This is a genomic window from Methylobacterium sp. Leaf399, from assembly GCF_001424525.1.
Classification (GTDB): domain Bacteria; phylum Pseudomonadota; class Alphaproteobacteria; order Rhizobiales; family Beijerinckiaceae; genus Methylobacterium.
The window spans coordinates 307,647-333,764 of the sequence record NZ_LMQK01000001.1 but is presented as its reverse complement, the minus strand read 5'-3'; the positions used below and the strand labels follow the sequence as shown (position 1 = coordinate 333,764).

The 26,118-nt window shown below is 65.9% G+C and carries 18 protein-coding genes; 4 read left to right on the top strand and 14 right to left on the bottom strand.

Annotated features, from left to right (window positions below; all coding sequences use genetic code 11):
- Positions 1-155 precede the first annotated feature (155 nt).
- On the bottom strand, positions 156-3,887 hold the full coding sequence (locus ASG40_RS01620) for a vitamin B12-dependent ribonucleotide reductase (RefSeq protein WP_055879446.1): 3,732 nt from the start codon (positions 3,885-3,887) through the stop codon (positions 156-158).
- Between the two features lie 511 nt (positions 3,888-4,398).
- Between ASG40_RS01620 and ASG40_RS01615 the strand changes: the two genes are divergently transcribed.
- Positions 4,399-4,812, top strand: a complete 414-nt coding sequence (locus ASG40_RS01615) for an NADH:ubiquinone oxidoreductase subunit NDUFA12 (RefSeq protein WP_055879443.1) — start codon at positions 4,399-4,401, stop codon at positions 4,810-4,812.
- 90 nt (positions 4,813-4,902) lie between these two features.
- Here ASG40_RS01615 and ASG40_RS01610 read toward each other — a convergent pair whose 3' ends face one another.
- The 6 genes from ASG40_RS01610 to ASG40_RS01595 form a co-directional block, all read right to left on the bottom strand.
- Complete coding sequence (locus ASG40_RS01610; RefSeq protein ID WP_244480498.1) at positions 4,903-5,523, bottom strand: DUF4142 domain-containing protein; 621 nt, start codon at positions 5,521-5,523, stop codon at positions 4,903-4,905.
- Positions 5,501-5,626 (bottom strand): hypothetical protein, encoded by a 126-nt coding sequence (locus ASG40_RS22300; protein ID WP_274533811.1) that lies wholly within the window; start codon positions 5,624-5,626, stop codon positions 5,501-5,503. Before ASG40_RS22300 ends, ASG40_RS01610 begins: the two co-directional genes overlap by 23 nt.
- Before the next feature lie 221 nt (positions 5,627-5,847).
- Positions 5,848-7,401 (bottom strand): P-loop ATPase, Sll1717 family, encoded by a 1,554-nt coding sequence (locus ASG40_RS20925; RefSeq protein ID WP_156387499.1) that lies wholly within the window; start codon positions 7,399-7,401, stop codon positions 5,848-5,850.
- A gap of 67 nt (positions 7,402-7,468) precedes the next feature.
- The gene (polA, locus tag ASG40_RS01605) at positions 7,469-10,492 is read right to left on the bottom strand and encodes a DNA polymerase I (protein WP_055879437.1); all 3,024 of its coding nucleotides are present in this window, start codon (positions 10,490-10,492) and stop codon (positions 7,469-7,471) included.
- A 43-nt stretch (positions 10,493-10,535) separates the two neighbouring features.
- Complete coding sequence (locus ASG40_RS01600) at positions 10,536-10,889, bottom strand: HepT-like ribonuclease domain-containing protein (protein ID WP_055879431.1); 354 nt, start codon at positions 10,887-10,889, stop codon at positions 10,536-10,538.
- Positions 10,879-11,241, bottom strand: coding sequence for a nucleotidyltransferase family protein (locus tag ASG40_RS01595; RefSeq protein WP_244480497.1), 363 nt, complete (start codon positions 11,239-11,241; stop codon positions 10,879-10,881). The genes ASG40_RS01600 and ASG40_RS01595 overlap by 11 nt, the downstream gene beginning before the upstream one ends.
- A gap of 84 nt (positions 11,242-11,325) precedes the next feature.
- On the opposite strand from ASG40_RS01595, the gene ASG40_RS01590 reads away from it, so the two are divergent.
- Positions 11,326-12,516 (top strand): PQQ-dependent sugar dehydrogenase, encoded by a 1,191-nt coding sequence (locus ASG40_RS01590; RefSeq protein ID WP_055879424.1) that lies wholly within the window; start codon positions 11,326-11,328, stop codon positions 12,514-12,516.
- 12 nt (positions 12,517-12,528) lie between these two features.
- On the opposite strand, the gene ASG40_RS01585 is transcribed toward ASG40_RS01590, so the two are convergent.
- The 4 genes from ASG40_RS01585 to ASG40_RS01570 form a co-directional block, all read right to left on the bottom strand.
- The gene (locus ASG40_RS01585) at positions 12,529-13,680 is read right to left on the bottom strand and encodes a YihY/virulence factor BrkB family protein (RefSeq protein ID WP_055879423.1); all 1,152 of its coding nucleotides are present in this window, start codon (positions 13,678-13,680) and stop codon (positions 12,529-12,531) included.
- A gap of 190 nt (positions 13,681-13,870) precedes the next feature.
- Positions 13,871-15,268: a UdgX family uracil-DNA binding protein gene (locus ASG40_RS01580; RefSeq protein WP_055881075.1), complete on the bottom strand. Its 1,398-nt coding sequence runs from the start codon at positions 15,266-15,268 to the stop codon at positions 13,871-13,873.
- A 152-nt stretch (positions 15,269-15,420) separates the two neighbouring features.
- Positions 15,421-16,632, bottom strand: coding sequence for a putative DNA modification/repair radical SAM protein (locus tag ASG40_RS01575; protein WP_055879420.1), 1,212 nt, complete (start codon positions 16,630-16,632; stop codon positions 15,421-15,423).
- Between the two features lie 90 nt (positions 16,633-16,722).
- Entirely contained in the window at positions 16,723-17,292 is a 570-nt protein-coding gene (locus tag ASG40_RS01570) for a regulatory protein RecX (protein ID WP_055879417.1), read from the bottom strand.
- Positions 17,293-17,390: 98 nt separating this feature from the next.
- Between ASG40_RS01570 and ASG40_RS01565 the strand changes: the two genes are divergently transcribed.
- The gene (locus ASG40_RS01565) at positions 17,391-18,791 is read left to right on the top strand and encodes a TAXI family TRAP transporter solute-binding subunit (RefSeq protein ID WP_055881072.1); all 1,401 of its coding nucleotides are present in this window, start codon (positions 17,391-17,393) and stop codon (positions 18,789-18,791) included.
- Positions 18,792-18,912: 121 nt separating this feature from the next.
- On the opposite strand, the gene ASG40_RS01560 is transcribed toward ASG40_RS01565, so the two are convergent.
- A complete protein-coding gene (locus tag ASG40_RS01560; RefSeq protein WP_055879414.1) occupies positions 18,913-20,439 on the bottom strand; it encodes a carbohydrate porin in 1,527 nt (508 codons plus the stop codon).
- Between the two features lie 203 nt (positions 20,440-20,642).
- Positions 20,643-21,944, bottom strand: a complete 1,302-nt coding sequence (locus ASG40_RS01555; RefSeq protein ID WP_055879412.1) for a Gfo/Idh/MocA family protein — start codon at positions 21,942-21,944, stop codon at positions 20,643-20,645.
- Between the two features lie 167 nt (positions 21,945-22,111).
- On the opposite strand from ASG40_RS01555, the gene ASG40_RS01550 reads away from it, so the two are divergent.
- Complete coding sequence (locus ASG40_RS01550; protein WP_156387498.1) at positions 22,112-22,489, top strand: hypothetical protein; 378 nt, start codon at positions 22,112-22,114, stop codon at positions 22,487-22,489.
- Positions 22,490-23,824: 1,335 nt separating this feature from the next.
- Here ASG40_RS01550 and parC read toward each other — a convergent pair.
- On the bottom strand, positions 23,825-26,074 hold the full coding sequence (gene parC, locus ASG40_RS01545) for a DNA topoisomerase IV subunit A (protein ID WP_055879405.1): 2,250 nt from the start codon (positions 26,072-26,074) through the stop codon (positions 23,825-23,827).
- Between the last annotated feature and the right edge of the window lie 44 nt (positions 26,075-26,118).

Here is a 26,118-nt window from a genome sequence, read left to right as displayed (position 1 = left end):
TCGAGACAGCCCCCATTCCCGCGACGGTCGTCCCAGTAGACAGACAGAGGGCGCCGACGAATCGGCGCCCTCTGTCTGTCATGGTTCGCCGGACCGATGGTCCGAACGCGACACGGGACGTGCGTGTCAGACGGCGTTCCGACGAGTGGCGGTGATCACGAACACCCCGTCGTGCCGCCGCAGGTGTCGCACTTTAGGCAGGTGCCGTTGCGGACCAGCGTGAAGTTCGCGCACTCGGGGCAGGATTCCCCGACATAGCCCTTCATCTTGGCCTCCGCGCGCCGGTCGGAGACCGTGCGCTCCGCCTTGGTGAAGGGGAGGGCGTCGAGGAGGGCCTCGGCGTGGCCCGCCGCCACCGGTTCCGCCTTCAGGGCCGTGGCGCCGCGCAGGGCATGGACCACGCCGCCGGCCGGAGCCGTGACGCCGGCGGCCGGCGAGCCGATTCCGACGCTGCCGCCGGCCGGACCGCCCTGGATCAGGGTGAGGCGGTCGGCCGAGCCGCGCACGAGACCGCGCGAGACCACCGTGGAGGCGGCCTGCTCGGGCTTGTCGCCGACCCTCGCGCCCTCGCCCTCGCCCTTGCCCATCACGGTGTTGCCGATCTCGGAGGGGTCGACGTGGGCGAGGTCCATCCGACCCAGGTACGAAATCGCCAACTCGCGAAAAACGTAGTCGAGGATCGAGGTGGCGTTCTTGATGGCGTCGTTGCCCTGCACGAAACCCGCCGGCTCGAAGCGGGTGAAGGTGAAGGCGTCGACGTATTCCTCCATCGGCACGCCGTACTGCAGGCCGATCGAGATCGCGATGGCGAAATTGTTCATCAGGCTTCGGAAGGCGGCGCCCTCCTTGTGCATGTCGATGAAGATCTCGCCGATGCGGCCGTCGTTGTATTCGCCGGTGCGCAGGTAGACCTTGTGCCCGCCGACGACCGCCTTCTGGGTGTAGCCCTTGCGCCGGTCGGGCAGCTTCTCGCGCGAGCGGATGCGCTCGACGCGCTCGATCACCCGCTCGACGATCTTCTCGGCGAGCTGCGCCGCCTTGGCGGTGGCGGGCTGGGCCACCAGCGCCTCGATGGCCTCCTCGGCGTCCTCCTCCTCGTCGGCGATCAGGGCCGAGTTCAGGGGCTGGGACAGCTTGGAGCCGTCGCGGTAGAGGGCGTTGGCCTTGAGCGCCAGGGTCCAGGACAGCCGGTAGGCGTTCTTGCAATCCTCCACCGTGGCGTCGTTGGGCATGTTGATGGTCTTGGAGATGGCGCCCGAGATGAACGGCTGGGCCGCCGCCATCATGCGGATGTGGCTCTCCACCGAGAGGTAGCGCTTGCCGATGCGCCCGCACGGGTTGGCGCAGTCGAACACCGCGTAGTGCTCGGGCTTGAGGAAGGGGGCTCCCTCGAGCGTCATCGCCCCGCAGATGTGGGTGTTGGCCGCCTCGATGTCCTTCTTCGCGTAGCCGAGGAAGGACAGGAGGTCGAAGGTCGGGTCGGCGAGCCTGTCGGCCGGGACCTTGAGCACGTCCTTCAGGAAGTCGTCGCCCAGCGTCCAGCGGTTGAACACGAACTTGATGTCGAACGCCGACTTCAGTCCGGCCTCGATGACGGCGATCTTGTCGTCGGTGAATCCCTTGGCGCGCAAGGAACCGGCGTTGACCGCCGGCGCCTGGCCGAGCGAGCCGTGACCGACCGCATAGGCCTCGATCTCGGCGATGTCCGATTCGCGGTAGCCGAGCGAGCGCAGGGCGTCCGGCACCGCCCGGTTGATGATCTTGAAATAGCCGCCGCCGGCCAGCTTCTTGAACTTCACGAGCGCGAAGTCCGGCTCGATGCCGGTGGTGTCGCAATCCATCACCAGGCCGATCGTGCCGGTGGGCGCGATCACCGTCGCCTGGGCGTTGCGATAGCCGTGCTCCTCGCCGAGCGTGAGGGCGCGGTCCCAGGCGGCCCTGGCCCGGTCGACCAGGTTCGCCTGGGGCACGTTGGCGATGTCGAGGGGCACCGGGGCGATCGAGAGGAACTCGTAGCCGCCCGCCTCGCCATGCGCCGCCCGGCGATGGTTGCGGATGACCTTGAGCATGGCGTCGGCGTTCTCGTCGTAGCCCGCGAAGGCCCCGAGTTCGCCCGCCATCTCGGCGGAGGTGGCATAGGCCACGCCGGTCATGATCGCGGTGAGCACCCCGGCCATGGCCCGGCCCTTGTCCGAGTCGTAGGGCAGGCCCATGCTCATCAGGAGCCCGCCGATGTTGGCGTAGCCGAGCCCCAGCGTGCGGTAGCGGTAGGACAGCTCGGCGATCTCACGCGACGGAAACTGCGCCATCATCACCGAGATCTCGAGCACCACCGTCCAGAGGCGGTTGAGGTGCTCGAAGGCCTCCACGTCGAACTGGCCGGTTCCCCGGTCGAACATCGTCAGAAGGTTGGCGGATGCCAGGTTGCAGGCGGTGTCGTCGAGGAACATGTACTCCGAGCACGGGTTCGAGGCCCGGATCCGGCCGGCCGTCGGGCAGGTGTGCCAGTCGTTCATGGTGGTGTTGAAGTGCAGGCCCGGGTCGGCGGACGCCCAGGCGGCCTCGCCGATCTTGTCCCACAGCTCGCGCGCCGGCAGCGTCTTTGTCGTCTTGCCGGTGGTGCGGGCCTTCAGCTCCCAATCGGCATCCGCATCGACGGCGCGCAGGAAGTCGTCGGTGAGCGAGACCGAGTTGTTGGAGTTCTGGCCCGCCACCGTGAGGTAGGCCTCCGAATCCCAATCGGTGTCGTAGACGGGGAAATCGATCTTGGTGAAGCCTTGGCGGGCGAACTGGATGACGCGCTTGGTGTAGGCGTCCGGCACCATCTCCTTGCGGGCGGCCTTGACCGCCTTCTTGAGGGCCGGGTTGCGCTCGGGGTCGAAGCAGGCGTCGCCCTCGGCCTCGCACTGGGTGCAGGCCTTCATCACCGCCTGGAGGTGCTTGGAGACGATCTTGGAGCCGGTGACGAGGGCGGCGACCTTCTGCTCCTCCTTCACCTTCCAGTCGATGTACTGCTCGATGTCCGGGTGGTCGATGTCGACGATGACCATCTTGGCCGCGCGCCGGGTGGTGCCGCCGGACTTGATGGCGCCGGCCGCCCGGTCGCCGATCTTGAGGAAGGACATCAGGCCCGACGACTTGCCGCCGCCGCCGAGTTTCTCGTTCTCGCCGCGCAGCATCGAGAAGTTCGAGCCGGTGCCCGAGCCGTACTTGAACAGGCGCGCCTCGCGGACCCACAGGTCCATGATGCCGCCCTCGTTGACGAGGTCGTCCTGGACGCCCTGGATGAAGCAGGCGTGCGGCTGCGGGTGCTCGTAGGACGAGGCCGACTTCGTCAGCTCGCCGGTGCGGTAGTCGACGTAGTGGTGGCCCTGCGCCGGGCCGTCGATGCCGTAGGCCCAGTGCAGGCCGGTGTTGAACCACTGCGGCGAGTTCGGCGCCACCATCTGGCGGGCGAGCATGAAGCGCAGCTCGTCGAGGAACGCCGACGCGTCCTCTTCAGAGGTGAAGTAGCCGCCCTTCCAGCCCCAATAGGTCCAGCAGCCGGCCAGGCGGTCGAACACCTGCGTCGAGGAGGTCTCGGAGCCGGTGCGCTCGGCCTCGGGCAGCGAAGCGAGCGCCGCCTCGTCGGCGACCGAGCGCCACAGGAACGACGGCACGTCGTTCTCTTCCACCTTCTTGAGGCGCGCGGGCACCCCGGCCTTGCGAAAATACTTCTGGGCCAGCACGTCGCTGGCGACCTGGCTCCAGCTCTCGGGGACCTCGATGCCCTCCAGCCGGAAGACGACCGAGCCGTCCGGGTTGCGGATCTCGCTCAGGGTCTTGCGGAAGGGGATCGTGGCGTAGGGGGACTGCCCGGCCGTGGTGTGGCGCCGCTCGAACCGCATGTACCTGTGTTCCTTAAGGTGTCGAGGACCATCGACGATGCCGCCGCGCCCCGACGCGGCCGGTGCCGCGGTCATGGCGTGACGACGCCGCGCATCGGCGAAAGCGCGATGCGCCGTTCTTGCAAAAACGACGAAGACCGTTGTGCCGCCCGCTCGATACGACCGCTTCGGCGACGAGAGGACCGTATCGCGACCGGACCGCCTGCGTCAACAACTAGTGTGCGCCGGCTACGTTCCCGACTAGATGTTGTGTCGGCGATGCAAATCCTGTGGATATCGCGAGGCCACCGGTAAGTGCTGTTTTCGCTTGGCGGAATCCGCCCGGAAAAATTGTCGGCGCACAGGCCGGGACGACATCGGCCGGGCTCCGGGCCTGGTTAACGGCCGGGTGTGGGATTCCGGTCGCAGCCGGGGCCGGGGGCGGGCCGCGACTGGACTTCCCCGTCCCCCCTCACCATAGTCCCGCGCGATCACACAGACGGGGCGCCTACGCCCCCTTCAGGCGACGGCGATGGCTCTCAAGGACACGCTCCTGCGCATCTTCACCTGGTGGAACGGGCAGACGATGTCGCTGGCGCTCTACACGGCGCGCAGCGGCCAGCTCGTCGGCACCGACGAGGCCGGCAACACCTATTACAAGGCGCAAGGCCCGCTGATCGACCGCTCGGTCGGCACCGAGCGGCGCTGGGTGGTCTACAACGGCTACGCCGACGCCTCGAAGGTCCCGCCCGGCTGGCGCGCCTGGCTCTGCCACAACGGCGACGTCGCCCCGAGCGAGGAGGCCTACAGCCCGCGCGAGTGGCAGAAACCCCATGTCGAGAACCTGACCGGCACGGCGGCCGCCTATCGCCCCAAGGGCTCGCAGCTCAACCCGGACGGACGGCCGGTGCCGTCGGGCGATTACGTGCCGTGGGCGCCGAACTGATTTTTTTGGACGTCAGCGGCGCGCTCCATCCGATCGGGTCGGTCTCGGAACGGCAGAAAGGCCGCCCCGGAAGGGGCGGCCTTTCCTGTGTTACCAGAGGAACGTGGCGCGATCAGCCGCCGATGCGGTCGGCCAGGACCGCCGAGTGGCCGTGCTGGTTGGCGATGTAGGGCACGCCTGGTTGGCGAACTCGCGGCCCTGGGCGCTGTTGCCGTTGCGCGAATAGGCCTCGTAAAGCCCCGGCGTCCGGGCGTCGGACCGGGCCTGCTGGCGCACGTAAGTGCGGTCGAACTCGCGGGCGCTGCGGGCATTCTTGAAGCCGTCGAGGCGGGCCTGCCCCTCCGGACCGATGGCGACGCGGCGGCCGGGTTCGCCGGGGCTGTTGTCGACGAGGCCGACGCCGACGATCCGCTGGGTGATACCGGCCGAGATCGTCACCGGGGCGAGCACCACGCCGACCGGATTGTCGAGGCGGATCTCGAAGGGTTTGGCGTCGGAGACCACGGTGCCGCCGGCGGTGAGCGAGGTGCCCTCGGGCAGCAGCGCCTTGGTGGTGGCCTCACGCTCGACGAGGACATTCCTGGCGTAGTTGCGCACGTTGTGGTTGCGCGAACGCTCCAGGGCGATGCGGCTCGACTCGATGCTCACCGCGTCCGAACACAGGGCGGCGGCGCGGAACGCGGAGGTGTCACGGGCTTGGGGGGGCGGCATCGACCTGGGGCGCTACGCGGAAGGACAGCGGCTCCTGGGCGAGCGCCGGGGTAGCGAGCACGGCGGCGGGCAGGCCGAGGGCGGCGAGAAGGCGATGGGTCATGGCGGTAGTGTTCCTGATGCGCCTTTGCGGCGCCTGGTTGAACGAACGTGTCGTCCGCCATGAACGGTTGGTTAACGGTGGTGTTCCTGTACGGAGGGCATGGCTGCAATGCGCCGGCAATTTTTTAGTTCATGCGTCTGTATCTTTGGTATCGAATTTTTACTACGCTCAGTACTTAAAAAACGACGCCTTCTAGGTAGAGGCGTCGCTTCAATGGGATTTTACTGGGTCTGCAAAACTTTCCTTATTGCTTTGTGGACAACAAATCTTTTATCCAATATTGGATCAATATCTCCTCGAAATGACCAGAGATTTCTCGATAAATCGCGACCCTGTTCATTATTAAGATAAAACTGATTACCTATCATCCCGATTCGATATAGGAACTTTATTATGTTGTCTGCATTCGCATCTTTGAAATGCGATTTCTTTCCTTTCCGTCCCATCAACGCAGTGCCAATTCTTTGATTCAGCTCATCTCTATCAAATGCGAAGCTATGCCCTCTAAAAAGCATAAGCAAATCTTCACGTTCCCCTTCATCGTATGCAGCTGATATTTCCTCACTAAATTCCTCAAGCAAATATCTTCCAAATATCTCCTCAGATTTGATAAAGTTTTCTTCTTTAAATGAGTAATCTTCGTTTGTAGTCTCTAAAGCAGCCATTAGTCTCAGCAGCACACCTCGAGGTCGATGAAGACCCGAATCTAAAAGATAGCTTTTTATTGGTTGCTTCCCGATGTGGCTAGGAAAGTAAACACTCCAGACATCTTCTGAATATGCCCCATTCGACAGAACCTCTGATTGCTGTATTTTATTTTGAAATATATTCAAAACTCTATGATTTTCAACTTCATCATAAAACCAATTTAACTTTACACCGAATGCATCTATAATTTTTCCAACCTCTTGACTATTTATACTCATTGAATTTAAGATTTCAGTTCTCAAACTCGCAATAACGGCGACGTCCATATTCGCTTTTGAAAACGTAGTGTTTATGTAATTTATACTAAAAACAAGATCTCGCACAAGCCGTCGATCGCGCTCGCCATCACCCTCATCGCTCATAAAAAACTCAAGCTCGTCCATATAAAGCCGAATAGAACGCTCCTTTTTTAGACGAATTTTTCCAATAAAATTCTGTATAAGTCGTATAAGATCAAGTAAATCAATCTCTTCACTGGATCTTTTAGCTTCAATTTCTCCCGAAATTTCTGATTTTAGCTCTTTTAGGCCGACAGCAAGCTTCACCTTGCCTTTAATTTTGTTAATGTAAAAATTATCATATATAGTGTTTAAACGATTTGTCTTGATTCCGAGAAGCCTTTTGATGTCTGACAGGATGATTTGCCCGTCAACCAAATCATCGTCATCAATCAAACTGATAAGAGATTTTATTAAATACCATTCCCACACAACCTTATAATCAGCTTCCACTTTAAATTTCCGCTGGTCTTGCACAATTATGGTATCAACCATTTTATCTAGTTTGTCTCTGTCCTCTTTTCGTAGCTCGGATTTAAACAATATAAAGCTACTCTTAGAATTAGAAGCTTGCCTTTTAAGATACCATAATAGAGTTGTTTTGCCGCTCCCTTTTGGGCCAAGTATCAAATATCTAGCGCCAGATTCTAGCTCAGACATTTTCACTCTTGGTGGAATGACGAATGAATTGTTCAAAACCACTATTTTTTGTCTATCTTGCTTCAAAAACTCGTGAAGAGCATCGCGTTCTCCGAAGTAAATATCATCAAGTTTTATCGGATTTATCATAATTACCAACTCCTAATCGATTTATAGAACGAAGACGCGCAATATTTATCTTGATTCTGCTATGATATCAATGCGCCTCCTCCCAATTTCCGGCCGCCTGCGCCTCCACCACCAGCGGCACCCGTAGCGTCAACGCCGGGGCCGGCGCCTCGACCATGATCCGCGAGATCACCGGCAGGGCGGCGGCGACCTCGTCCTCGGGGGCCTCGAACACCAGTTCGTCGTGGACCTGGAGCAACATCCGGACGTTCAGGTGCTCGGCGCGAAGCGCGTCCTCCATGCGGATCATCGCCCGGCGGATGATGTCGGCGGCCGAGCCCTGGATCGGGGCGTTGATGGCCTGGCGCTCGACGGAGGCGCGCTCGTTGGGGTTGTTCGAGCGGATCTGCGGATAGTGGCAGACGCGCCCGAACAGGGTGGTGACGTAGCCCTTGTCGCGGCACAGCGCCTTGGTGTCGTCGATGTAGGCGCGGATGCCGGGGAAGCGCTCGAAATACTGCTTGATGAAGGCCGACGCCTCCTCGCGGCCGATGCCGAGGCGGTCGGCCAGCCCGAAGGCCGAGATGCCGTAGATGATGCCGAAGTTGATGGTCTTGGCGCGCCGGCGCAGGTCGCTCGTCATGTCTTTCAGCGCGACGCCGAACATCGCGCTGGCGGTGGCCGCGTGGATGTCGATGCCGTCCTCGAACGCCTGGCGCAGCTGCGGGATGTCGGCGATGTGGGCGAGGATGCGCAGCTCGATCTGGCTGTAGTCCGCCGAGATCAGCCTGTTGCCCTCGGCCGCCACGAAGGCGCGGCGGATGCGCCGGCCCTCTTCCGTGCGGATCGGGATGTTCTGCAGGTTCGGGTCCGAGGAGGAGAGCCGGCCCGTGGTGGTGGCCGCCAGCGAGAACGAGGTGTGGACCCGGTCGGTGCGGCGGTCGGCGTGCTGCTGCAGGCTGTCGGTGTAGGTCGACTTCAGCTTGGCGAGCTGGCGCCATTCCAGAATCTTCTTGGGAAGCTCGTGCCCGGCCTGGGCGAGTTCCTCCAGCAGGGTCGCCGGCGTCGCCCATTGGCCGTTGGCGGTCTTCTTGGCGCCGGGCAGGCCCATCTTGCCGAACAGGATGTCGCCGATCTGCTTGGGCGACGACACCTGGAATTTTTCGCCGGCGTCCTCCTGGATCTCCTCCTCCAGGCGGACCAGGATCTGCGAGAAGTCGCCCGACAGGCGGCTGAGCATCTGCCGGTCGATGCGGATGCCTTGCGCCTCCATCCGCGCGATCACCGGCACCAGCGGGCGCTCCAGCGTCTCGTAGACGGCGACCCGCCGCTCGGCGACGAGGCGCGGCTTCATCATCCGCCACAGGCGCAGGGTGACGTCGGCGTCCTCGGCGGCATAGGCGGTGGCCTTGTCCAGCGGCACCCGGTCGAAGGTGATCTTGGCCTTGCCGGTGCCGGTCACCTCCGAGAAGGCGATCGGCTGGTGGCCGAGGTGACGCCGGGCGAGCTCGTCCATGCCGTGGCCGCCCTTGCCGGCGTCGAGCACGTAGGAGATCAGCATGGTGTCGTCGAGGGGCGCGATGCGGATGTCGTGGCGCGCCAGCACCACCCAATCGTACTTGAGGTTCTGGCCGACCTTGAGCACGCCCTCGTCTTCCAGGAGCGGCTTGAGGGCTTCGAGCGCCGCCTCGAAGGGAATCTGGCCGGGCAGCAGGCCTTCGCCGAACAGGTCGTCGCCGCCGGTGTGCTTCAAGGGGATGTAGGCCGCCCGCCCCGGCGCCACGGCGAGCGAGACGCCCACGAGGCCGGCGTTGTTGGCGTCGAGCGCGTCGGTCTCGGTGTCGACCGCCACCACGCCGGCCTCCCGCGCCTCGGCGATCCAGGCGTCCAGTTGCTCCAGGGTCGAGATCGTCTCGTAGGTGGTGGTGTCGATCGGGTTGGTCGCCTCGGCCGCGCGGGCCGCCACCAGGGCGGAGGGCGTCGCCTCGCCCGGGATGCGGGCTTTGGGCGCACCGTCGGGCAGGCCGAGGTCGGCGAAGGGATCGACCTCGCCGCCGGGGGACGCTGCCTCGAACGGAGCCGCCTCGCCGCCGTCCTTGCCGGGCAGGAGCCCCGGATCGGGCTTCACGGTCTCCGGGTCCACGTGCAGCATCGAGGCGATGCGCCGGGTCAGCGTGTTGAACTCCATCGCCTTGAGGAAGCCCACCAGCTTCTGCGGGTCGGGGGCGGGCATGCGCAGGTCGTCCAGCGCCACCGGCAGCGGCACGTTCTCCTCGAGGGCCACGAGCCTTCGCGACAGCCGGGCCTGGTCGATGCTCGCCAGCAGGGTCTCGCGGCGCTTGGGCTGCTTGATCTCGCCCGCCCGCTCCAGCAGCGCGTCGAGGCTGCCGTATTCCTTGATGAGGGCCGCCGCCGTCTTGAGGCCGATGCCGGGCACGCCGGGCACGTTGTCGGAAGTGTCGCCGATGAGCGCCAGGGCGTCGCCGATCTGGTGGGGCTGCAGGCCCTCCCACTTGGCGACGATGGCCTCGAGGTCGAGGTTGCGCTCGGGCCGGTGCCCCGGCTTGCCCTTCACGCCCGATTCGAAGTCGTAGAACCGCACCAGCGGCCCCACGAGCTGCATCAGGTCCTTGTCGGAGGAGACGATGATGACGCCCGCCCCCCGCGCCTCCGCCTGGCGCGAATAGGTGGCGATGAGGTCGTCGGCCTCGTAGCGCTCCAGCTCGATCGGCTCGAGGCCGAAGGCGCGCACCGCCTCGCGCATCAGCGGCATCTGCCGCTTGAGGTCGTCGGGCGCATCGGGCCGGTGGCCCTTGTAGTCGGGATAGAGCTCCTTGCGGAAAGAACCCTCCGACTTGTCGAACACGATGGCCAGGTGCGTCGGCATGATGCCCGCCGCCCCCTCCTGCACGAACTGCGCGATCTTGGTGCAGAACAGCCGGATCGCCCCCGTGGGCAGGCCGTCCGAGGGCCGGGTGTTGTACTTCTGGTCCTGGTTGATCGACTGGAAGTAGGCGCGAAAGATAAACGACGACCCGTCCACCAGGATGATCTGGTCGCCGGGGCCGACGGGCTTGGTCTGGGCGGGAGCGGGGGGCGCCGTGTCGGTCATCGTGCCATCGGAGTGATGAGGAAAAACTGGGATGCCGGGCCGTTCATGGCCCGTCGCTCGTGGACGATAGCTCCATCGTGCAGGCAGCCAGAAGGTCCGGCAGGCTTTCGTGCACCGTGAGCCAGATCATGGCAGGCGAGACGAAGTCGTACTCGTGCCGGTAGATGTTTCCCGCATCGGCGATCTGTCGCCATGGAATATGCGGATGCCGCTTGCGTGTCGCTTCGTCGAGCCTGCGACTGGCTTCGGAGATGATTTCCAGGCAGCGCGTAACGGCGTAAAGATTGCGCCGGTCGACCGCGAAGTCCTCGAAACTCAAGTTTCGGACGAAATCTTGCGCGGCGTCCACGTTCTCGATGATGCCGACCAGTGCGCGCTGCCCGCGCTCAGAAAGCATAGATCGCGTCGCGCTCCGCCGCCGGGCGGACGTGGGGTTTGAGCATGGTCTTGTTGGCGACGTCCACCGTGATGGGAAACAGATCCCCGATGAACTGGATGACGCCGACGTAATCGTAAACGGTCCGGACGGCCGATTCGTCGATCTCGATCATGACGTCGAGATCACTTTCGGAATGACCTTCCCCCCGCGCGATCGAGCCGAACAGGGCAGCATGCCTCACACCCCGCCGCTGCAGCTCGTCGGCATGGCGACGGAGAATGTCGATGGCGGTTCCTGAATCCATGGCGCCACAATAGCGCAGATCGTGCGGGTGCTGAAGAGCGATGCCTAGCTCGGAGTCGTGCCGCACGGCACCGATGTCGCGGCCGGAACAGCCGATTCGCAGGGGGCGTTTCCTTGTGGAACCTCCCGCCTCCCACCCGACAGGATCCGCATGACACCGGTCTTCCGCCGGGCTCGCCTCGCCGCGAGTCTCACCCTCTCCGTCGCATCCCTGCCCGCCCTGGCCCAGGCGCTGCAGACCCCCGGCAGCACGCGCATCGAGGCGAACGTCGTCAAGGCCGCACCCCTGGAGGCGACGCCCGAGCGCATCGCATCCTTGAAGCTGCCGCCGGGCTTTCGCATCGCGCCCTTCGCCACCGGCCTCGGCGCCCCGCGCGTCATCGTGGTGGCCCCGGACGGCGCGCTCTACGTCAGCGACCGCGATGCGGGCACCGTCACCCGGATCGAGGCCGGCGACGGCGCGAAACGGAAAGTCGTCCTGACGAAGCCCGACGTGCACGGCCTCGCCATCCACGAGGGCCGCCTGTTCTACGTCACCGTCAAGGAGATCTTTTCCGCGCCGCTCATGGCAGACGGTGGGCTCGGACCGGAGCTGCGGCTCGTCGCCGACCTGCCCGACGCCGGCCAGCATCCCAACCGCACCATCGCGGTCGGGCCGGACGGCTGGCTCTATGCCAGCCTCGGCTCCACCTGCAACGAATGCGAGGAGCGCAACCCCGAGAACGCCACCATGGTCCGCATGAAGCCAGACGGCTCGGGCCGCGAGATCGTCGCCTCGGGCCTGCGCAACACCATCGGCTTCGATTGGGAGCCCACCACCAAGGCCCTCTACGGCTGGGACGACGGGGTCGACTGGCACGGTGACGACGAGACGCCCGAGGAGCTCAACCGGATCGAGCCCGGCAAGAAATACGGCTGGCCCTACATCTTCGGCAACGGCATGAAGAACCTCTACCGCGAGGTACCCAAGAGTTCGCTCGAGCAGTGGGACAAGGACAGCGAGCGGCCGGTGCTCACCTGGACCGCCCACGCCTCCTCGATGCAGTTCGCCTTCTATCGCGGCGACCAGTTCCCGGCGGAGTACCGCGGCGACGCCTTCGTGACGATGCACGGCTCATGGAATCGCAAGCCCCCGAGCGGCTACGAGGTGCTGCGGGTGCGGTTCGACAAGGGGCGGCCGGTCTCCATCGAGCCCTTCGTGTCCGGCTTCCTCACCGAGGGCGGGCCGAGCGGCTGGTCGCGCTTCGCCCGCCCGTTCGGCCTCGCGGTGGCCAAGGACGGCAGCCTCTACCTCGGCGACGACCAGCACGGCATCGTCTACCGGATCAGCCACGAGGGCTGATCTGGCGTCCGGTCAGCTCGCCGCCCCGATGGTATCGGCCATGCGGGCGCGGCGGGTTCCGAGGGGCTGCGGTTTGCCCACCGTGGTGTCGGCGCCGGTCTGGTGTTCCATCTCGGCGTTGATCTCGGCCCCGACCAGCACGATGGTGGTGGAGAGCCAGATCCACGTCATGAAGCCGACGACCGCACCGAGCGAGCCGTAGGTCTCGTTGTACTTGCCGAAGTTCGAGACGTACCAGGAGAACAGCAGTGAGGCCGCCAGCCAGAGGATGCCGGCGACGGCGCTGCCCCAGGTCACCCAGCGCCATTTCGGCGCGTCGCGGCTGGGGCCGTATCGGTAGAGCAGCGCCAGCCCGCCCAGCACCGCCAGCAGCAGGGCCGGCCAGCGCAGGAGCGCGATGAACCAGGCCTTCTCGCTGAGACCCACCAGGGCGAAGACCGCGGGCAGCACGACGATGGCCACCAGGGCCAGCACGACGAACAGCAGCGCCCCGGCGGTGAAGGTGAGCGAGCGCAGGTTGAGCCAGACGAAATTGCGCGTCTCGCGCTCCTCGTAGACGACGTTGAGGGCATCGAAGACCGCCTTCATGCCGCCGTTGGCGCTCCACACCGACAGCACGATGCCGGTGAAGAAGGTGAGGCCGAGCGTGGTGTCGCCCTTCTCGTTGATGCGCTTGACCTGCTCGCCGACGATCTCGAGGGCCCCGCTCGGCAGGATGCCCTGCAGGCTGGCGATCTGCTCGTTGATGGTCGCTGAATCGGCGACGAGCCCGTAGCAGGACACCAGCGCCGCGATCGCCGGGAAGATCGCGAGCAGCACGTAGAAGGTCACGCCCGCGGCCACGGAGACGATCCGGTTCTCCTTGATGTCGCCGTAGACCCGCATCGCGATGTCCTTCCAGCCCTTGACAGGGATCGCGGAGGGGGTCTGCGCACCGCGGCCGCGATCCGGCTCCTCGGCGGCCACCTGCTCGGCGTCGGCTCCGGCATGGGACGGGGAAGGTTCGCGCACCGGCCCCGCCGGAGCGGGGACGGCACCGGCGGGAGCGGATCGGCGCGGCAGTACGACGAGGCCGATCAGGGCCGTCGCCATGGCGAGACTCCAGACCGTCGAGGAACCGAGCGAGGAATCGGGAGAAGGTCGTGGATCGTTCGAATGGGCCATGCCGCCGCCTGTCGCTGACGCCGGCCGCCGCGGGCCGGGCTTGATCGCCAGTCAACACGACCGTTCAGGCAATGTTTCCGTCCGTAACGGTGCGATCTCGCGTCGGGAAAGGCACGTCTCGGTTCGGCCCGGCAAGATTCCGGCCCGCCGCCCCCGGTGGACGATCAGATGCCGGCAACCGGAGGTGGTCCTACAGACTTGCCGCGATGTCGTGGATACGGCGCAGGTCGGCGACGAAATCGCCGTAGGCCTCCTCCTTCGCCTCGTCCGGCAATCGCAGGAGGTAGGACGGGTGCACCGTGATGAACCCCGCATAGGGCTTGGCGAAATCGGCCGGCCCGCGCGCCCACGTCACCGGGATCGCCTTGCCGGTCAGGGCGAGAACCGCCGTGGCCCCCAGCGCCACCACGAGCCTGGGCGCCACGAAGTCGAGCTCTCGGTCGAGCCACCAGCGGTAATGGCTCACCTCCCCGGCGGTGGGCTTCTGGTGGATGCGGCGCTTGCCGCGCTCCTCGAACTTGAAGTGCTTGACGGCATTCGTGAGGTAGGCCTGGCCCCGGTCGATCCCGGCCTCGGCCATGGCGCGGGCGAGCAGCTGGCCGGCCGGCCCGACGAAGGGGCGTCCCTGTCGGTCCTCCTGGTCTCCGGGCTGCTCGCCGACGAAGGCGACGATGGCTCCCGGCGGGCCCTCGCCCAGCACCGCCTGGGTCGCGCCGGGCACCAGCGGCTCCGACCGCCGGATGATCGCGTTCAGTGCCTCCAGGCTCTTGGGTTCCTGGTCGCCCATGGCGGCGACGGCGCGGGCCGGGTTGCGCTTGACGGGCATCTGCGGTCCTCGCTCGATCATCGCCTCCGTCCGGGCGGCGGCCGCGCGGACGAGGCCGGGAATGGCGGCCGTCTCGGGCATGTTGTGCCAGTACTTCTTGGGCATCTCCGAGCGCATCGCCCGCAGGTTGGTGCGGGCCGGGTTGAAGGTGCTCTCGTAATAGTCGCGCCAGCCGGCCTCGAAGCCGTCGCTCGCCGGCACGTCCTCGCGCCGGCCCGGCGGCCCGAACGACAGCGCCGTGCCGTCCCAATGGGCCGAGCCCTCCGGCGTCAGGATCGACCAGGTCAGCGAGCGGAAGCGATCGACGAAGAACGGCGCGGCGGCACCGAGGATGTGGTGGTCGGGCTCGAACCAGGCGACGAAGCGCTCGATGCCGGCGTCCTCGCTCCGGCGAAAACGCAGGAAGGCGTGCATCTTGTGGAGGTCGCGCGCGATGGCCTTGCGCATGCGCTCGAGCCGGTGGACCAGCGGATCGCTCGAGATTTCCAGGAGCCGCCGTTCCCCGTGCAGGATGCGCCAGACCAGGGTGTAGAGCAGGGCGTAGCGCTCCGGGTCGCTGTGCGGCACCACCATCCTGACGAGGTCGCCGACACCGCGCGGCAGGGCGAGGGGCGGTGCCGGCGTGTCGCTCGCGTGCGTCCCGAACAGATCGAGCGTACCGCCCAGGTGCCAGGACACGGAATCCGGCGGCACCCCTTCCGCGACGAGGCGGCGGGCGGCGTCGCGAAATCCGTCGGGATCGGCGCCGGGGCGCAGGGTGATCGCGCGGAGCGAAACGTGAGGTCCTCCCCCCTGCGGGCAAGAGTCGGAGGTGGTGGCGGGCGGGCGACCTTGCCGCTCACCGAGCGGAAACGCCCCCGACCTCGATCCCCCTCCGCAAGGGGAAGGGGAGGCGCGGACTTTCCCGTGCTCGCTCAAAACAAACTCAGCTGCTTTGCCGGTTCGGCGAGCCGGCTGCGCAGGTCCAGCCTGTCGGTGAGCTGCGTCGGGCGATGGTCGGCGGCGATGAGGAAGGGCCGCGCCCGCTTCAGGCTGGAGGTCAACCTCGCCACGTCGTCGAGGCGAAGGCGGGTGTGGCGCCGTGCCCGCAGGATCTTGTCCACGGCCCGCGCCCCGAGCCCCGGCACCCGCAGCAGCATCTCGCGCTCGCCCGTGTTCACGTCGACGGGAAAGCGGTGGCGGTTCTTGAGGGCCCAGGCGAGCTTGGGGTCGATATCGAGGGCGAACATGCCCTCGTCGGTGGCGTCCGCCACGTCGTCGGGGGAGAAGTCGTAGTACCGCAGCAGCCAGTCGGCCTGATAAAGCCGATGCTCGCGCTGCAGCGGCGGCGGTGACGGCGGCAGGATCGAGGAGCCCTCGGGGATCGGGCTGAAGGCGGAGTAGTAGACCCGCTTGAGCTTGTACGAGCCGTAGAGGTGCGCGCTCTTGCGGATCAGCGATTCGTCCGTGGTCGCATCGGCACCGACGATCACCTGGGTCGATTGCCCGGCCGGCGAGAAGCGGCGCTTCTCGGCCTTGGCCTCGACGATGCGCTCGCCGATCTGCGCCATGGCGCCCTGGATCGCCGGGCCGCTCTTCTCCGGCGCCAGCCGTTCGAGGCTCGCCTCGGTGGGCAGTTCGAGGTTGATCGACAGCCGGTCGGCGTAGAGCCCCGCCTCCTCGATCAGCCACGGGCTCGCCTCGGGGATGGACTTGAGGTGGATGTAGCCGCGAAAGCCGTGGTCGCGTCGCAGGGACTTCGCGACCCGCGTCAGCAGTTCCATGGTGTAGTCGGGCGACTTGATGATCCCGGACGAGAGGAACAGCCCCTCGATGTAGTTGCGCTTGTAGAACTCCACCGTGAGCGTCACGACCTCGGCCACGCTGAATCGGGCGCGGGCGACGTTCGAGGAGCGCCGGTTGATGCAATAGGCGCAATCGAACAGACAGTAGTTCGTGAGCAGGATCTTGAGGAGCGAGATGCAGCGCCCGTCCGGTGTGTAGGCATGGCAGATGCCGGCGCCGGTGGTCGAGCCGAGCTCGCCCGCGCCGGCCTTGCGCCGGGGCGCACCGGACGAGGAACAGGACGCATCGTATTTGGCCGCATCGGCCAGGATGCGCAGCTTCTTGGCGAGGGCTTCGTCCATCGGTCGAAGATGCTCCCCGTTCCCGGTTCGTTCAAGCTCCGATCGCCGCGGCGGCCCGCGTGCGACCATTTGCGGGCGGCAGAAGGCCCGTCACTTCTCCGCCTCCGCGTCCACGATCCGGCTCGCCAGCGAATACGAAAAGCCGGCCCGCGCCATGGCCGCGATGTCGCGGTCGCGCGACGGGCCGCGCAGGTCCGGCCGGCGCCACGGGCCGAGGCGCCGGCGTTTGGCGTAGGCATGGGCGGCCTCCTCCTCGATCGGCACCCCGTCCTCCTCCGCCGTCGTCGCCTCGTTGCCGAGGGCGTCCGTCACAAGGTCGCGAGGCACGCCCTTGGCCGCCAGCTTGGCCCGGACGATGCGTGAGGAGGCGCCACGCCGGCGCAAGCTTGCGAGCCGAGCCTGCGCGAAGCGCGAATCGTCCACCAGACCCGCGGCGACCGCCCGCGCCACCGTCGCCTCCACGAGGTCGGCGAAGGCGCCGGGCTCCTCGCCGCGCAGGCGGCAGCGGGTTTTGACGCGACGCAGGAGGACGGCGCGCAGCATCGCGACGGAGGCGCTGTAGCGTTCGAGGTAGTGCAGGGCGACGCGCTCGAGATAGGCCGGGGTGACCGGTTTGGGCGGCGCAACGTTCCGCCGGGTCAGGGGTTCATCATCGGCCATGGTTTCATCATGATCCTGACGGGTTCGGCGGGCTGATGGACGAGGGTGAGGCGAGGCAACCGAGGAAGGGCCGACCACTGGGCACGCCGTCAATCCTCCTGAGGCGCGAATGGGTCCTCTTCCTGCTGGCCCTGGGGCTGGCGGCGGTGGCCGGCGCCATCGTGTACCTGTCGCGTCCCAACACCCTCGTGGTCGCGGTTGGCCCGCGCGACGGCGCCGAGGCGGCGCTCCTCGACGTCTACGCCCAGGCCCTGGCGCGGGCCCGGGAGGACGTGCGCCTCAAGGTCCAGCATTTCGACGACGTGCGCGACAGCGCCAGGGCGCTGCAGTCCGGCCGCGCCGACCTCGCCGTGGTGCGCCCGGACGTGCTCCTGCCCGACAACGGCCTGACCCTGGCGATCCTCCACGACGAGGCCCTGCTCATCGTCGCGCCGCAGGCGCAGGGGCTGGAGAGCTTTCCCGATCTCGCCCGCAAGCGTCTGGGTATCGTCGAGCGGCACGGGGCGGACATCCCGTTCCTCACGAGCCTCCTGGGTTTCTACGACCTCACCGCGGCGGCCGAGCCGGAAGGCGGCGCCCTCCTGGGGTCGAGCCATGTCGTGCTGGTGCCGCTCAAGCCGTCGGAGGTGACGAAGGCGGTGCAGGAGAACCGGGTCGATGCCGTCGCGGTGATCGCGGCCCCGGCCTCGAAGGCCGCCATCTCGACGGTGCGCGCCGTCGAGATGGCCTCCGCCGACAAGGCGGTGGGCTTCGTCGCGGTGCCCGACGGCGAGGCCATCGTGCAGCGGATGCCGGAGCTGCAGGCGACCACCATCCCGGCCGGGACCTTCGGCGGACGGCCCAAGCGCCCCGACGACGACATCAAGACGGTGGGGGCCTCCTATCGCCTGATGGCCCGGGGCAGCATCAGTCGGGTCTCGGTGGCCTCCGTCGTCCAGCACCTGTTCGAATGGCGATCGAAACTCGCCACGGCGGCCCCCCTCGCCAACCAGATGAAGGCGCCCGAGTTCGACAGCACGGTGGCCGCCACCAGCGCCCGGCTGCCCAACCACCCCGGCGCGGTGGATTACTTCGAGCGCGAGCAGCAGACCCTCTTCGAGCGCTACGAGGACTACATCTACCTGGTCGCCTTCTTCGGCGGCACGCTGGGCTCCGGCGTCGCCTGGCTCGGCCAGCGCCTCGCCAGGAAGCGCCGCGAGCGCATCGACGTGGTGCTCGACCGCCTCCTCGACATCCTCAAGGAGGTCCGCACGGCGCGCTTTCCCTCCGACCTCGATGGGCTGGTGACCGAGACCGACGACCTCGTGGCCGACGTGGTCCGGCAGGCGCGCGAGCGGGCGATCGACAACCGCACGGTCAGTGCCCTGATCCTGGCCATCGACGCCGTCCATGCCGCCATCGCCGACGCGCGGCGCGTCCTCGACGGCGTGGAGGCGGGCGACGGGAGCCGCCTGCGCAGGACGCGTCTCGTCTCGCTCCAGCTGCCCGCCGCGGAGTGATACGGTTTCCGCTTGGATCAAGCGTGAATCGTATCACCGAGCCCGCGCGGCGCCTGAGCGAAGCCCATTTCCGCATCACGAAGTGATCAGCCGGAAATGGCATGACGGGCTAGCGCCCGCCTCAATACCGGACGATGGCGCGCAGGCCGAACACGGCGGCGTTCCTGATGCGCGCGCCGTTGGCATCGCGCGGGTTGGCGATGCCGCCGCCGGGACGGAAGATGTACTGGACGTCCGGCTGCACCGTCACGCCGGGGCCGAGCACGGCCTGATAGGTCGCCTCGATGACGGCCTCGCTGCTGCGGCGCGAGCCCGGAACGCCGGTGGCCAGGATCGTGTCGAGGTCGAAGCCCCGTGCGCTGTGCGAGAACCGCGACAGGCCGAAGGCGATGCCGACGGTGTCGTCGGAGCGGCCCTTGAACAGGCCCTTGTAGGCGATGCCGGCGTCCACGTAGAGGTCGACGAGGTTGCGGTCGCCCGGCGATCCCGAGACGCGCACGAAGGCGCTGGCACCGTCGTTGGGGTCGTCGGGCTCGCGGTAGAGGGTCTGGTCGACGATGCCGTAGATCCCGCTGTCGCCCCGGAAGCGCCTGGCGATGCCGGTGGTGGCGGGGTCGGCGAGCCGGCCGCCGGTATCGTCGAACCGCAGGCTGTCGAAGCGGCCGAAATGGTGCCAGCCGCCCAGCGTCACCGTGCCCGGCTCGCCGAGATCGCCGCTCATGATGTTGTAGGCATAGGCCGCCTCCGCGATCACCAGGGCGGGGTCGTTTGTCCGGAAGTTGGTGCCGGTGCGGTTGCGGCGCTGCGGATCGGGATCGTTGTCGGTCCGGGCCGGGCCGGACGGGTCGCCGTCGAAGATGCCGACCTGGAGCGAGAAGTTCTGGTTCGGCACATACTTCGCCCGCACCGCCGGAACGGCGAGCGGGTAGACCGGACCGCCGCTGGGAAGGACGTCGGCCATGATGTTGGGCCAGCCGAACGTCGAGTTGACGAACAGCGTCCCGGTCTGGCTGACCGCGAACTCGGTGTCGGCGGCGATCTGGCCGACCTTGAGGCTGAGTTGACCGTCGAAGAGCCTCTGGTCGAGCCAGAGCTCGTAGAGGCGGGATGACGGCAGCGCCTCGATCGCGCTCACGGCGATGATGTTGTTGAGAAAGTAGCGCGACAGGCCGGTGCCGTGGATCTGGTAGTAGTTCGTGTGGAAGCTCGCGCCCTGCCAGCCCATCAGCTTTTCGAGATCCGCGTCGAACTGGACGTCGAGCCGGCCCTGGTAGATCGCGCCGCGGCGCGATCCGCCGGTGGCGTTGCCCAGGCTCTCCCCGATGTAGGTCAGGCTGTACTCGATCCCCCGGGTGCGCAGGAACGCGCGCAGGCCGAGGGGATCGCCGTAGGCGCCCAGACTCCCCTCGATGGAGGTGTTCAGGTTGGCCGAGGGCTTGCCGGAGGCTTCGGGCTGGGCCACCGAGGTCTGCGGATCGTCGCCGGCGCCGAGCGGCGAGCCGATGCGCACACCTTCGCGAGCGACACGCGCGAGCCGCGCGGCGGCCGCGTCAGCGCCGTTCTGGGCGAGGACGGGGGTCTGCGCGAGAGCGAGCCAGAGAAGGGGCGCTGCGACGGCAAGCACCCGCAACCGGAAGAAGCGCCTCATCGTCTCTCGAAACGGCTCGTGGAAGGGCGACAACCGCCGGTCGCGTCGATCTATCACGCCGTCGTGACAGATCGGCAACCGGCCTGACCGCCGTTATCCGCCTCGCAGCGCCGCGCGGGCGTTTTTCACGCGGCCAGTGCCGGCGTGCCACAGGGTCGACCGGACGGGCGGCGCCCCTGCCGCCATGCGCGAAACGGTCGGGATCACCCCGCCGGTTCGGGCTGCGGCCCCCGCGTCGCGTCGAGCCCGGCCGCCGCCCCGGCGGGGGGCGCCACCGTCACCACCGCCCCGGTGCGGGCGGCCTCGTAGATCGCTTCCATCACCACATGGTCCTGCAGGCCCTCCTCGCCGGGCGTGTGCGGGCGGCGGTCGCTCAGGATGCAGTCGGCCATGTGGTCGATCTCGAGGGCGAACTGGTTCTTCTGCGCCAGCACCCGCTCGTCGCGGGCCTCGACCTTGCCGTCGGGGTGCGAGACCACGAGCCGCTGGCCGCGGTAGGCGAAGGCGTTGCGCAGGTCGATGTCGCCGCGCTCGGTATGCACCTGCAACCGGCGCGATTCGTGGACGCCGTAGCTGGTGGCGCATTGCGCGATGACGCCGGAGGGGAAGGTGAGCGTGAAGGCGACGCTCTCCTCGACCTCGGCGAATTTCTGGTCGCCGGGCGTCGAATGCAGCCGAGCGCTGACGGACACCGGCTCCTCGCCCAGGAGCGCGCGCACCCCGTTGAGGCAGTACAGGCCGATGTCGGGCAGGGCGCCGCCGCCGGCGAGATCCTTCCTGAGGCGCCATTGCTCGGGCAGGCCGGTGGTCTGGCCGTTGAACGCCTGGATCATCCGGGGCTTGCCGAACTCGCCCGAGCGGGCGAGGCGCGTCACCTCGCGGTTGAAGGGCTCGTACTGGCAGCGATAGGCGATCATCAGCTTGACCTTGGCCGCCTCGCAGGCCGCGATCATCTCCCGGGCCTCGGCCGAGGAATTGGCCATCGGCTTCTCGCACAGCACGTGCTTGCCGGCGGCGGCCGCGGCCAGGACATGCTCGCGGTGGAGGCCGTTGGGCGTCACGACGTAGACCGCGCGGATCGCCGGGTTCTTCGCGATGCGCTCCCATTCGTCGTAGCCATAGACCGCATCGGGAGCGATGCCGTACTGGACCGCCACCAGCCGCGCCTTGTCCGGCGAGCCGGACACCAGGGCGACGACGCGGGCCTTCCTGGTCTGGGCGAAGGCCGGCAGCAGTTCCTCCAGGCTCAGGCGCCCGAGGCCGACGACGGCGAAGCCGACGCGCTCGCCCGGCGGCATCGGGGCCGGCGGCGGCGGCGGGGTGATGTCGCCGCCCCCGCGCCAGTTCGGAAAGGTCACCCGCCCGTCCTCGACAACGCCGGTATCGGCCGGTCTCGACGGCCCGGCGGCACGGGCCGGAGCCGCCGCGCCCAGCGCCACCCCGGTGACTGCCGCCGAGCCGGCCTGGATGAGACGGCGTCGTGAAAGAGTCGAATCGCTCGCCATGAACCTGTGCCGCTTGTTTTGGGAGAGGCTCGGTCAACCTCGGGCGCGGAGGGCGAGTTCCGGCACCGTCGAGATGCTGGAGCGGAAGACGAGGTTGGCATAACGTCGCGTTTGGGTGGAGGATTTCGACCCATTGCGGACGTAGGCACTTCGCATGAAACTGCGCCATGGCCGAGCAGTCGAAACCTTCCGTCAATGCTGTGGTACGCGTTCCAGACGTCACCATTTCTCGAACGTCGATGGAGGCGACAGTAGGCCCCCTTGATCGGTTCGAGGCATCCAAGGCGAGCGGCTTCAGCTACGCTCAGATCGGCGCGTCCGAAGACTGCGCATGGTCAGACGTGCTCGCTCTCATTGAACGGGTCGGCCCGGCATTGCTGAGGCACGTCGAGCGCGGAGAGGTTGGGCGGCCGTCTCTGGACGTTGCCTTCTTCGTCCAGGAGGATCGCGTGACTGCTTCGTTGCTCGTGCCGAACGACGTGGTGGCAGCGATTGGTCGCTTCGGCTTTGACCTAGAAGCGTCGGCCTATGTCGTGAGTGCTTGACGACCGTTTTCCACCCTTCTCGGCCCTTGGGCGAACTGGTAGCTTCCGACCCTTCTCGGACACTGGGAAGGTCTACTCCTCGGCGGCCTGATGAACGAGAGCCTAAGACCGGAATGGGCAAATTTCTGCCTGTCTGCTTTGCGAGCAAATTTAAAAAGAAGAGGGCGTTGCCGCAAAACCAGATAACGGTCCTAGCCACTCCTTGCCACTCAAGCTCAGGCTGACATCAAGCACGATATCGATCACGCAAATTCACGTAGATCGCCTTTAGAATAACCGCGATTATTATTCCTGCAATGCTTGGCAAAATAAAACTCAGTAATAATTGTGAATACAAAAAATAAACTTTATATGTTTCTGAAACAAATAAGAACGTCACAATTAATAACGCAGCTAAAGATGAGTAAATCAACGTTTTAAATCTTGGTCGTAACATTAAGGTGATCATGAAAGAAAACGCGAAACTCAGCCCGGCAAAAATAACAATTAGCCCTAGTATACTTCCCTGCCTCATGGGGACCTCCGCTGCTGTCGCGCAACATTTGTGGAAAGACTAATTAAAAGATTTGATTCATCAAAGGCTCGGTAAGCACTCTCAATCCGGAGTTACCGGACAACCGACAATTGGCCGCTTTCGGAAAGGTCGGCGGCGATGCGGACGGCCAAGTTGGGTCGGAAGCGGAACGTTTGCTTCGGACAGAAGGGCTAAGGTCCGCTTCCCATCCTTCGCAGACCCTCGGAAGGTCCGCTTCGTGGCAGCTTGGTGAGGATGACCTATGTCCGGGTCGGATGGAAACCGGACGTTTCGCCTCCAGCCTTCTTCGGACTCCAAAAGGGTCATGGCGACGCCCACGAAAGTTATTGGATAACAAATATGAAAAATTATATTAGTGCGATATCATTAATAATCATGTTAATTTATTTGTTATATTCATCCAAAAAGCAGCTATACCACGCATATAAGTATAAAGTTTTCAAGACCATGCACGGTGACTGGCCTATTTCTAAAAATCCCATAAGATTTTGGTTTGGGGTTATAATAATTTCCTCAATGAGCCTGATCTGGCTGCTTTTTTGCCCAGGAATGATTTATCTATTATTCTCAGGTCGTCTACAGCAACCATGATATTGATTCTCATCGACAGCATTTTCAATGTTCTACCCTCGACCTAAATACGGACATTTCAAGGGTCTGCTCTGGGTCGGAGGCGGAACGTCCGCTTTCGGGCGAAGGGTCAAGGTCCGCTCTCCACCCACAGTAGACATCCAAAGCACTTCCCAAATTTAGACCCTCCATACCGGCAAAATCGCTGCCGCAGCGACGTCACCCCTCCCTCACTTCCCGAACCGCTCGAACTTCGGAAAGCTGCGCGTCATCAGCGTGCCGGCGTCGGCGCGGTGGCCCATCCAGCGCTCCAGGAGGGCGGCGTTGGCCAGGCGCGGCTGGCCGCCGGCGTCGCGCCAGGGCAGGCCCTCGGCCAGGGTGAAGACGCAGGCATCCGACAGCGTGCTCTGGCGGCAGCGTTGCAGGCGCACGCCCTTGCCGCGCACGAGTTCGGGCATCTCGGTGATCGGAAACACCAGGAGCAGCCGGTCGGCGCTGCACACGGCGACGTGGTCGCCGGTCTGTGCGGGCACCAGCAGGGCGGCGGTGGCGGGCGCGTCGAGGCCCATCACGCCCTTGCCCTTGCGGGTGTTGGCGACGAGGGCATCGCCCGGCGCCAGGAAGCCGCGCCCGTCGCTGGCCGCCACCAGGAACCGGCCGCCGGGCTGGTAGGGCAGAGCGGCGACGATCTCGGTGCCGTCGTCGAAATCCACCATCAGGCGGATCGGATCGCCGAAACCGCGCCCGCCGGGCAGCTTGGCCGCCTCCAGGGTGAAGACCTTGCCGTTGGAGGCCAGCACCAGGATCTTGGCGGTGGTCTCGGTGGGAAAGCTGAGCTTGAGCGCGTCGTCGCCCTTGAAGGCCACCCCCGACAGGTCGGTGACGTGGCCCTTGAGCGCCCGGATCCAGCCCTTGGTGGAGACGATCACGGTGATCGGCTCGCGCTCGACCATGGCGGAGGCGAAGTCGATGCCGGCGGTGTCGGGCGGGTTCTCCAGGGTGGTGCGGCGGGCCCCGAGCTTGGTCTCGGGGCCGAAGGTCTTCTTCACCGCGCGGATCTGCTTGGTGATGTCGGACCATTGCAGCTTGTCCGAGCCGAGCAGTTCGTCGAGGCCGTTCTTCTCCTCGGTGAGGGCGTCGCGCTCGCGCTTGAGCTCCATCTCCTCGAGCTTGCGCAAGCTGCGCAGGCGGGTGTCGAGGATGGCGTTGGCCTGCACCTCGGTGAGGTCGAACCGCTTGATCAGGGCGGGCTTGGCCTCGTCCTCCTCGCGGATGATGCGGATGACCTCGTCGAGGTCGAGGTAGACGACGAGCAGGCCGCCGAGGATCTCGAGGCGCCGCTCGATCTGGCCGAGGCGATGGCGCGAGCGGCGCTGGAGCACGACGCGGCGGTGGTCGAGCCATTCGCGCAGGGCTTCCGCCAGGCCGATCACCCTGGGGACGAGGCCGCCCACCAGCACGTTCATGTTGAGGGGCACGCGGGCTTCGAGCTCGGTGAGCCGGAACAAAGATTCCATCAGGATGACCGGATCGACGCTGCGCGAGCGCGGCTCCAGCACCACCCGCACGTCCTCGGCCGATTCGTCGCGCACGTCGGCCAGCAGCGGCAGCTTCTTCTCCTGGAGGAGTTCGGCCAGTTTCTCGATGAGCCGCGCCTTGGGGATGCCGTAGGGGATCTCGGTGACGACGATGGTCCAGGTGCCCCGGCCGAGGTCCTCCTTGGCCCAGCGGGCGCGCACGCGAAACCCGCCGCGCCCGGTGCGGTAGGCCTCGGCGATGGACTCGGCGGAATCGATCAGGATGCCGCCGGTGGGGAAGTCCGGCCCCTTCACGAAGGTGAGGAGCTGGCCCGAGGTCGCCTCCGGGTGCCCGATCAGGTAGAGGGCCGCGTCGCAGAGTTCGGCGGCGTTGTGGGGCGGGATCGAGGTCGCCATGCCCACCGCGATGCCCTGGCTGCCGTTGGCGAGCAGGTTCGGGAAGGCCGCCGGCAGGACGATGGGCTCTTCCTCCTGGCCGTCGTAGTTCGGCCGGAAGTCGACGGAATCGTCGTCGAGCCCCTCCATCAGCAGGCGCGCGACCTCGGTCATCCGCGCCTCGGTGTAGCGCTGGGCGGCCGGGTTATCGCCGTCGATGTTGCCGAAGTTGCCCTGGCCGTCGACGAGCGGATAGCGCTGCGCGAAGTCCTGGGCCATGCGCACCAGGGCGTCGTAGGCGGCGGTGTCGCCGTGGGGGTGGTACTTGCCGATGACGTCGCCGACGATGCGGGCGCATTTCTTGAAGGCCGAGGTCGGGTCGAGCTTCAGGAGCCGCATGGCGAACAGGATGCGCCGGTGGACGGGCTTGAGCCCGTCGCGGGCGTCCGGCAGCGCCCGGTGCATGATCGTGGAGAGCGCATAGGCGAGGTAGCGCTCTTCCAGCGCCGACTTCAGTTCGACGCTCTCGATGCCGTCGCCGGATCGCGGCTCGAAGGGCTGGCCCATCAGGGACTCCGGGGCGTGTGTTTCACGTGGAACATAGCATGAAC

Coding starts and splice junctions, on each gene's coding strand:
- ASG40_RS01620 (WP_055879446.1), bottom strand. CDS start 3,887: ATGCGGTTCGAGCGGCGCCACACCACGGCCGGGCAGTCCCCCTACGCC.
- ASG40_RS01615 (WP_055879443.1), top strand. CDS start 4,399: ATGGCTCTCAAGGACACGCTCCTGCGCATCTTCACCTGGTGGAACGGG.
- ASG40_RS01610 (WP_244480498.1), bottom strand. CDS start 5,523: ATGCCGCCCCCCCAAGCCCGTGACACCTCCGCGTTCCGCGCCGCCGCC.
- ASG40_RS22300 (WP_274533811.1), bottom strand. CDS start 5,626: ATGACCCATCGCCTTCTCGCCGCCCTCGGCCTGCCCGCCGCCGTGCTC.
- ASG40_RS20925 (WP_156387499.1), bottom strand. CDS start 7,401: ATGATAAATCCGATAAAACTTGATGATATTTACTTCGGAGAACGCGAT.
- polA (WP_055879437.1), bottom strand. CDS start 10,492: ATGACCGACACGGCGCCCCCCGCTCCCGCCCAGACCAAGCCCGTCGGC.
- ASG40_RS01600 (WP_055879431.1), bottom strand. CDS start 10,889: ATGCTTTCTGAGCGCGGGCAGCGCGCACTGGTCGGCATCATCGAGAAC.
- ASG40_RS01590 (WP_055879424.1), top strand. CDS start 11,326: ATGACACCGGTCTTCCGCCGGGCTCGCCTCGCCGCGAGTCTCACCCTC.
- ASG40_RS01585 (WP_055879423.1), bottom strand. CDS start 13,680: ATGGCCCATTCGAACGATCCACGACCTTCTCCCGATTCCTCGCTCGGT.
- ASG40_RS01575 (WP_055879420.1), bottom strand. CDS start 16,632: ATGGACGAAGCCCTCGCCAAGAAGCTGCGCATCCTGGCCGATGCGGCC.
- ASG40_RS01570 (WP_055879417.1), bottom strand. CDS start 17,292: ATGGCCGATGATGAACCCCTGACCCGGCGGAACGTTGCGCCGCCCAAA.
- ASG40_RS01560 (WP_055879414.1), bottom strand. CDS start 20,439: ATGAGGCGCTTCTTCCGGTTGCGGGTGCTTGCCGTCGCAGCGCCCCTT.
- ASG40_RS01555 (WP_055879412.1), bottom strand. CDS start 21,944: ATGGCGAGCGATTCGACTCTTTCACGACGCCGTCTCATCCAGGCCGGC.
- ASG40_RS01550 (WP_156387498.1), top strand. CDS start 22,112: ATGGCCGAGCAGTCGAAACCTTCCGTCAATGCTGTGGTACGCGTTCCA.
- parC (WP_055879405.1), bottom strand. CDS start 26,074: ATGGGCCAGCCCTTCGAGCCGCGATCCGGCGACGGCATCGAGAGCGTC.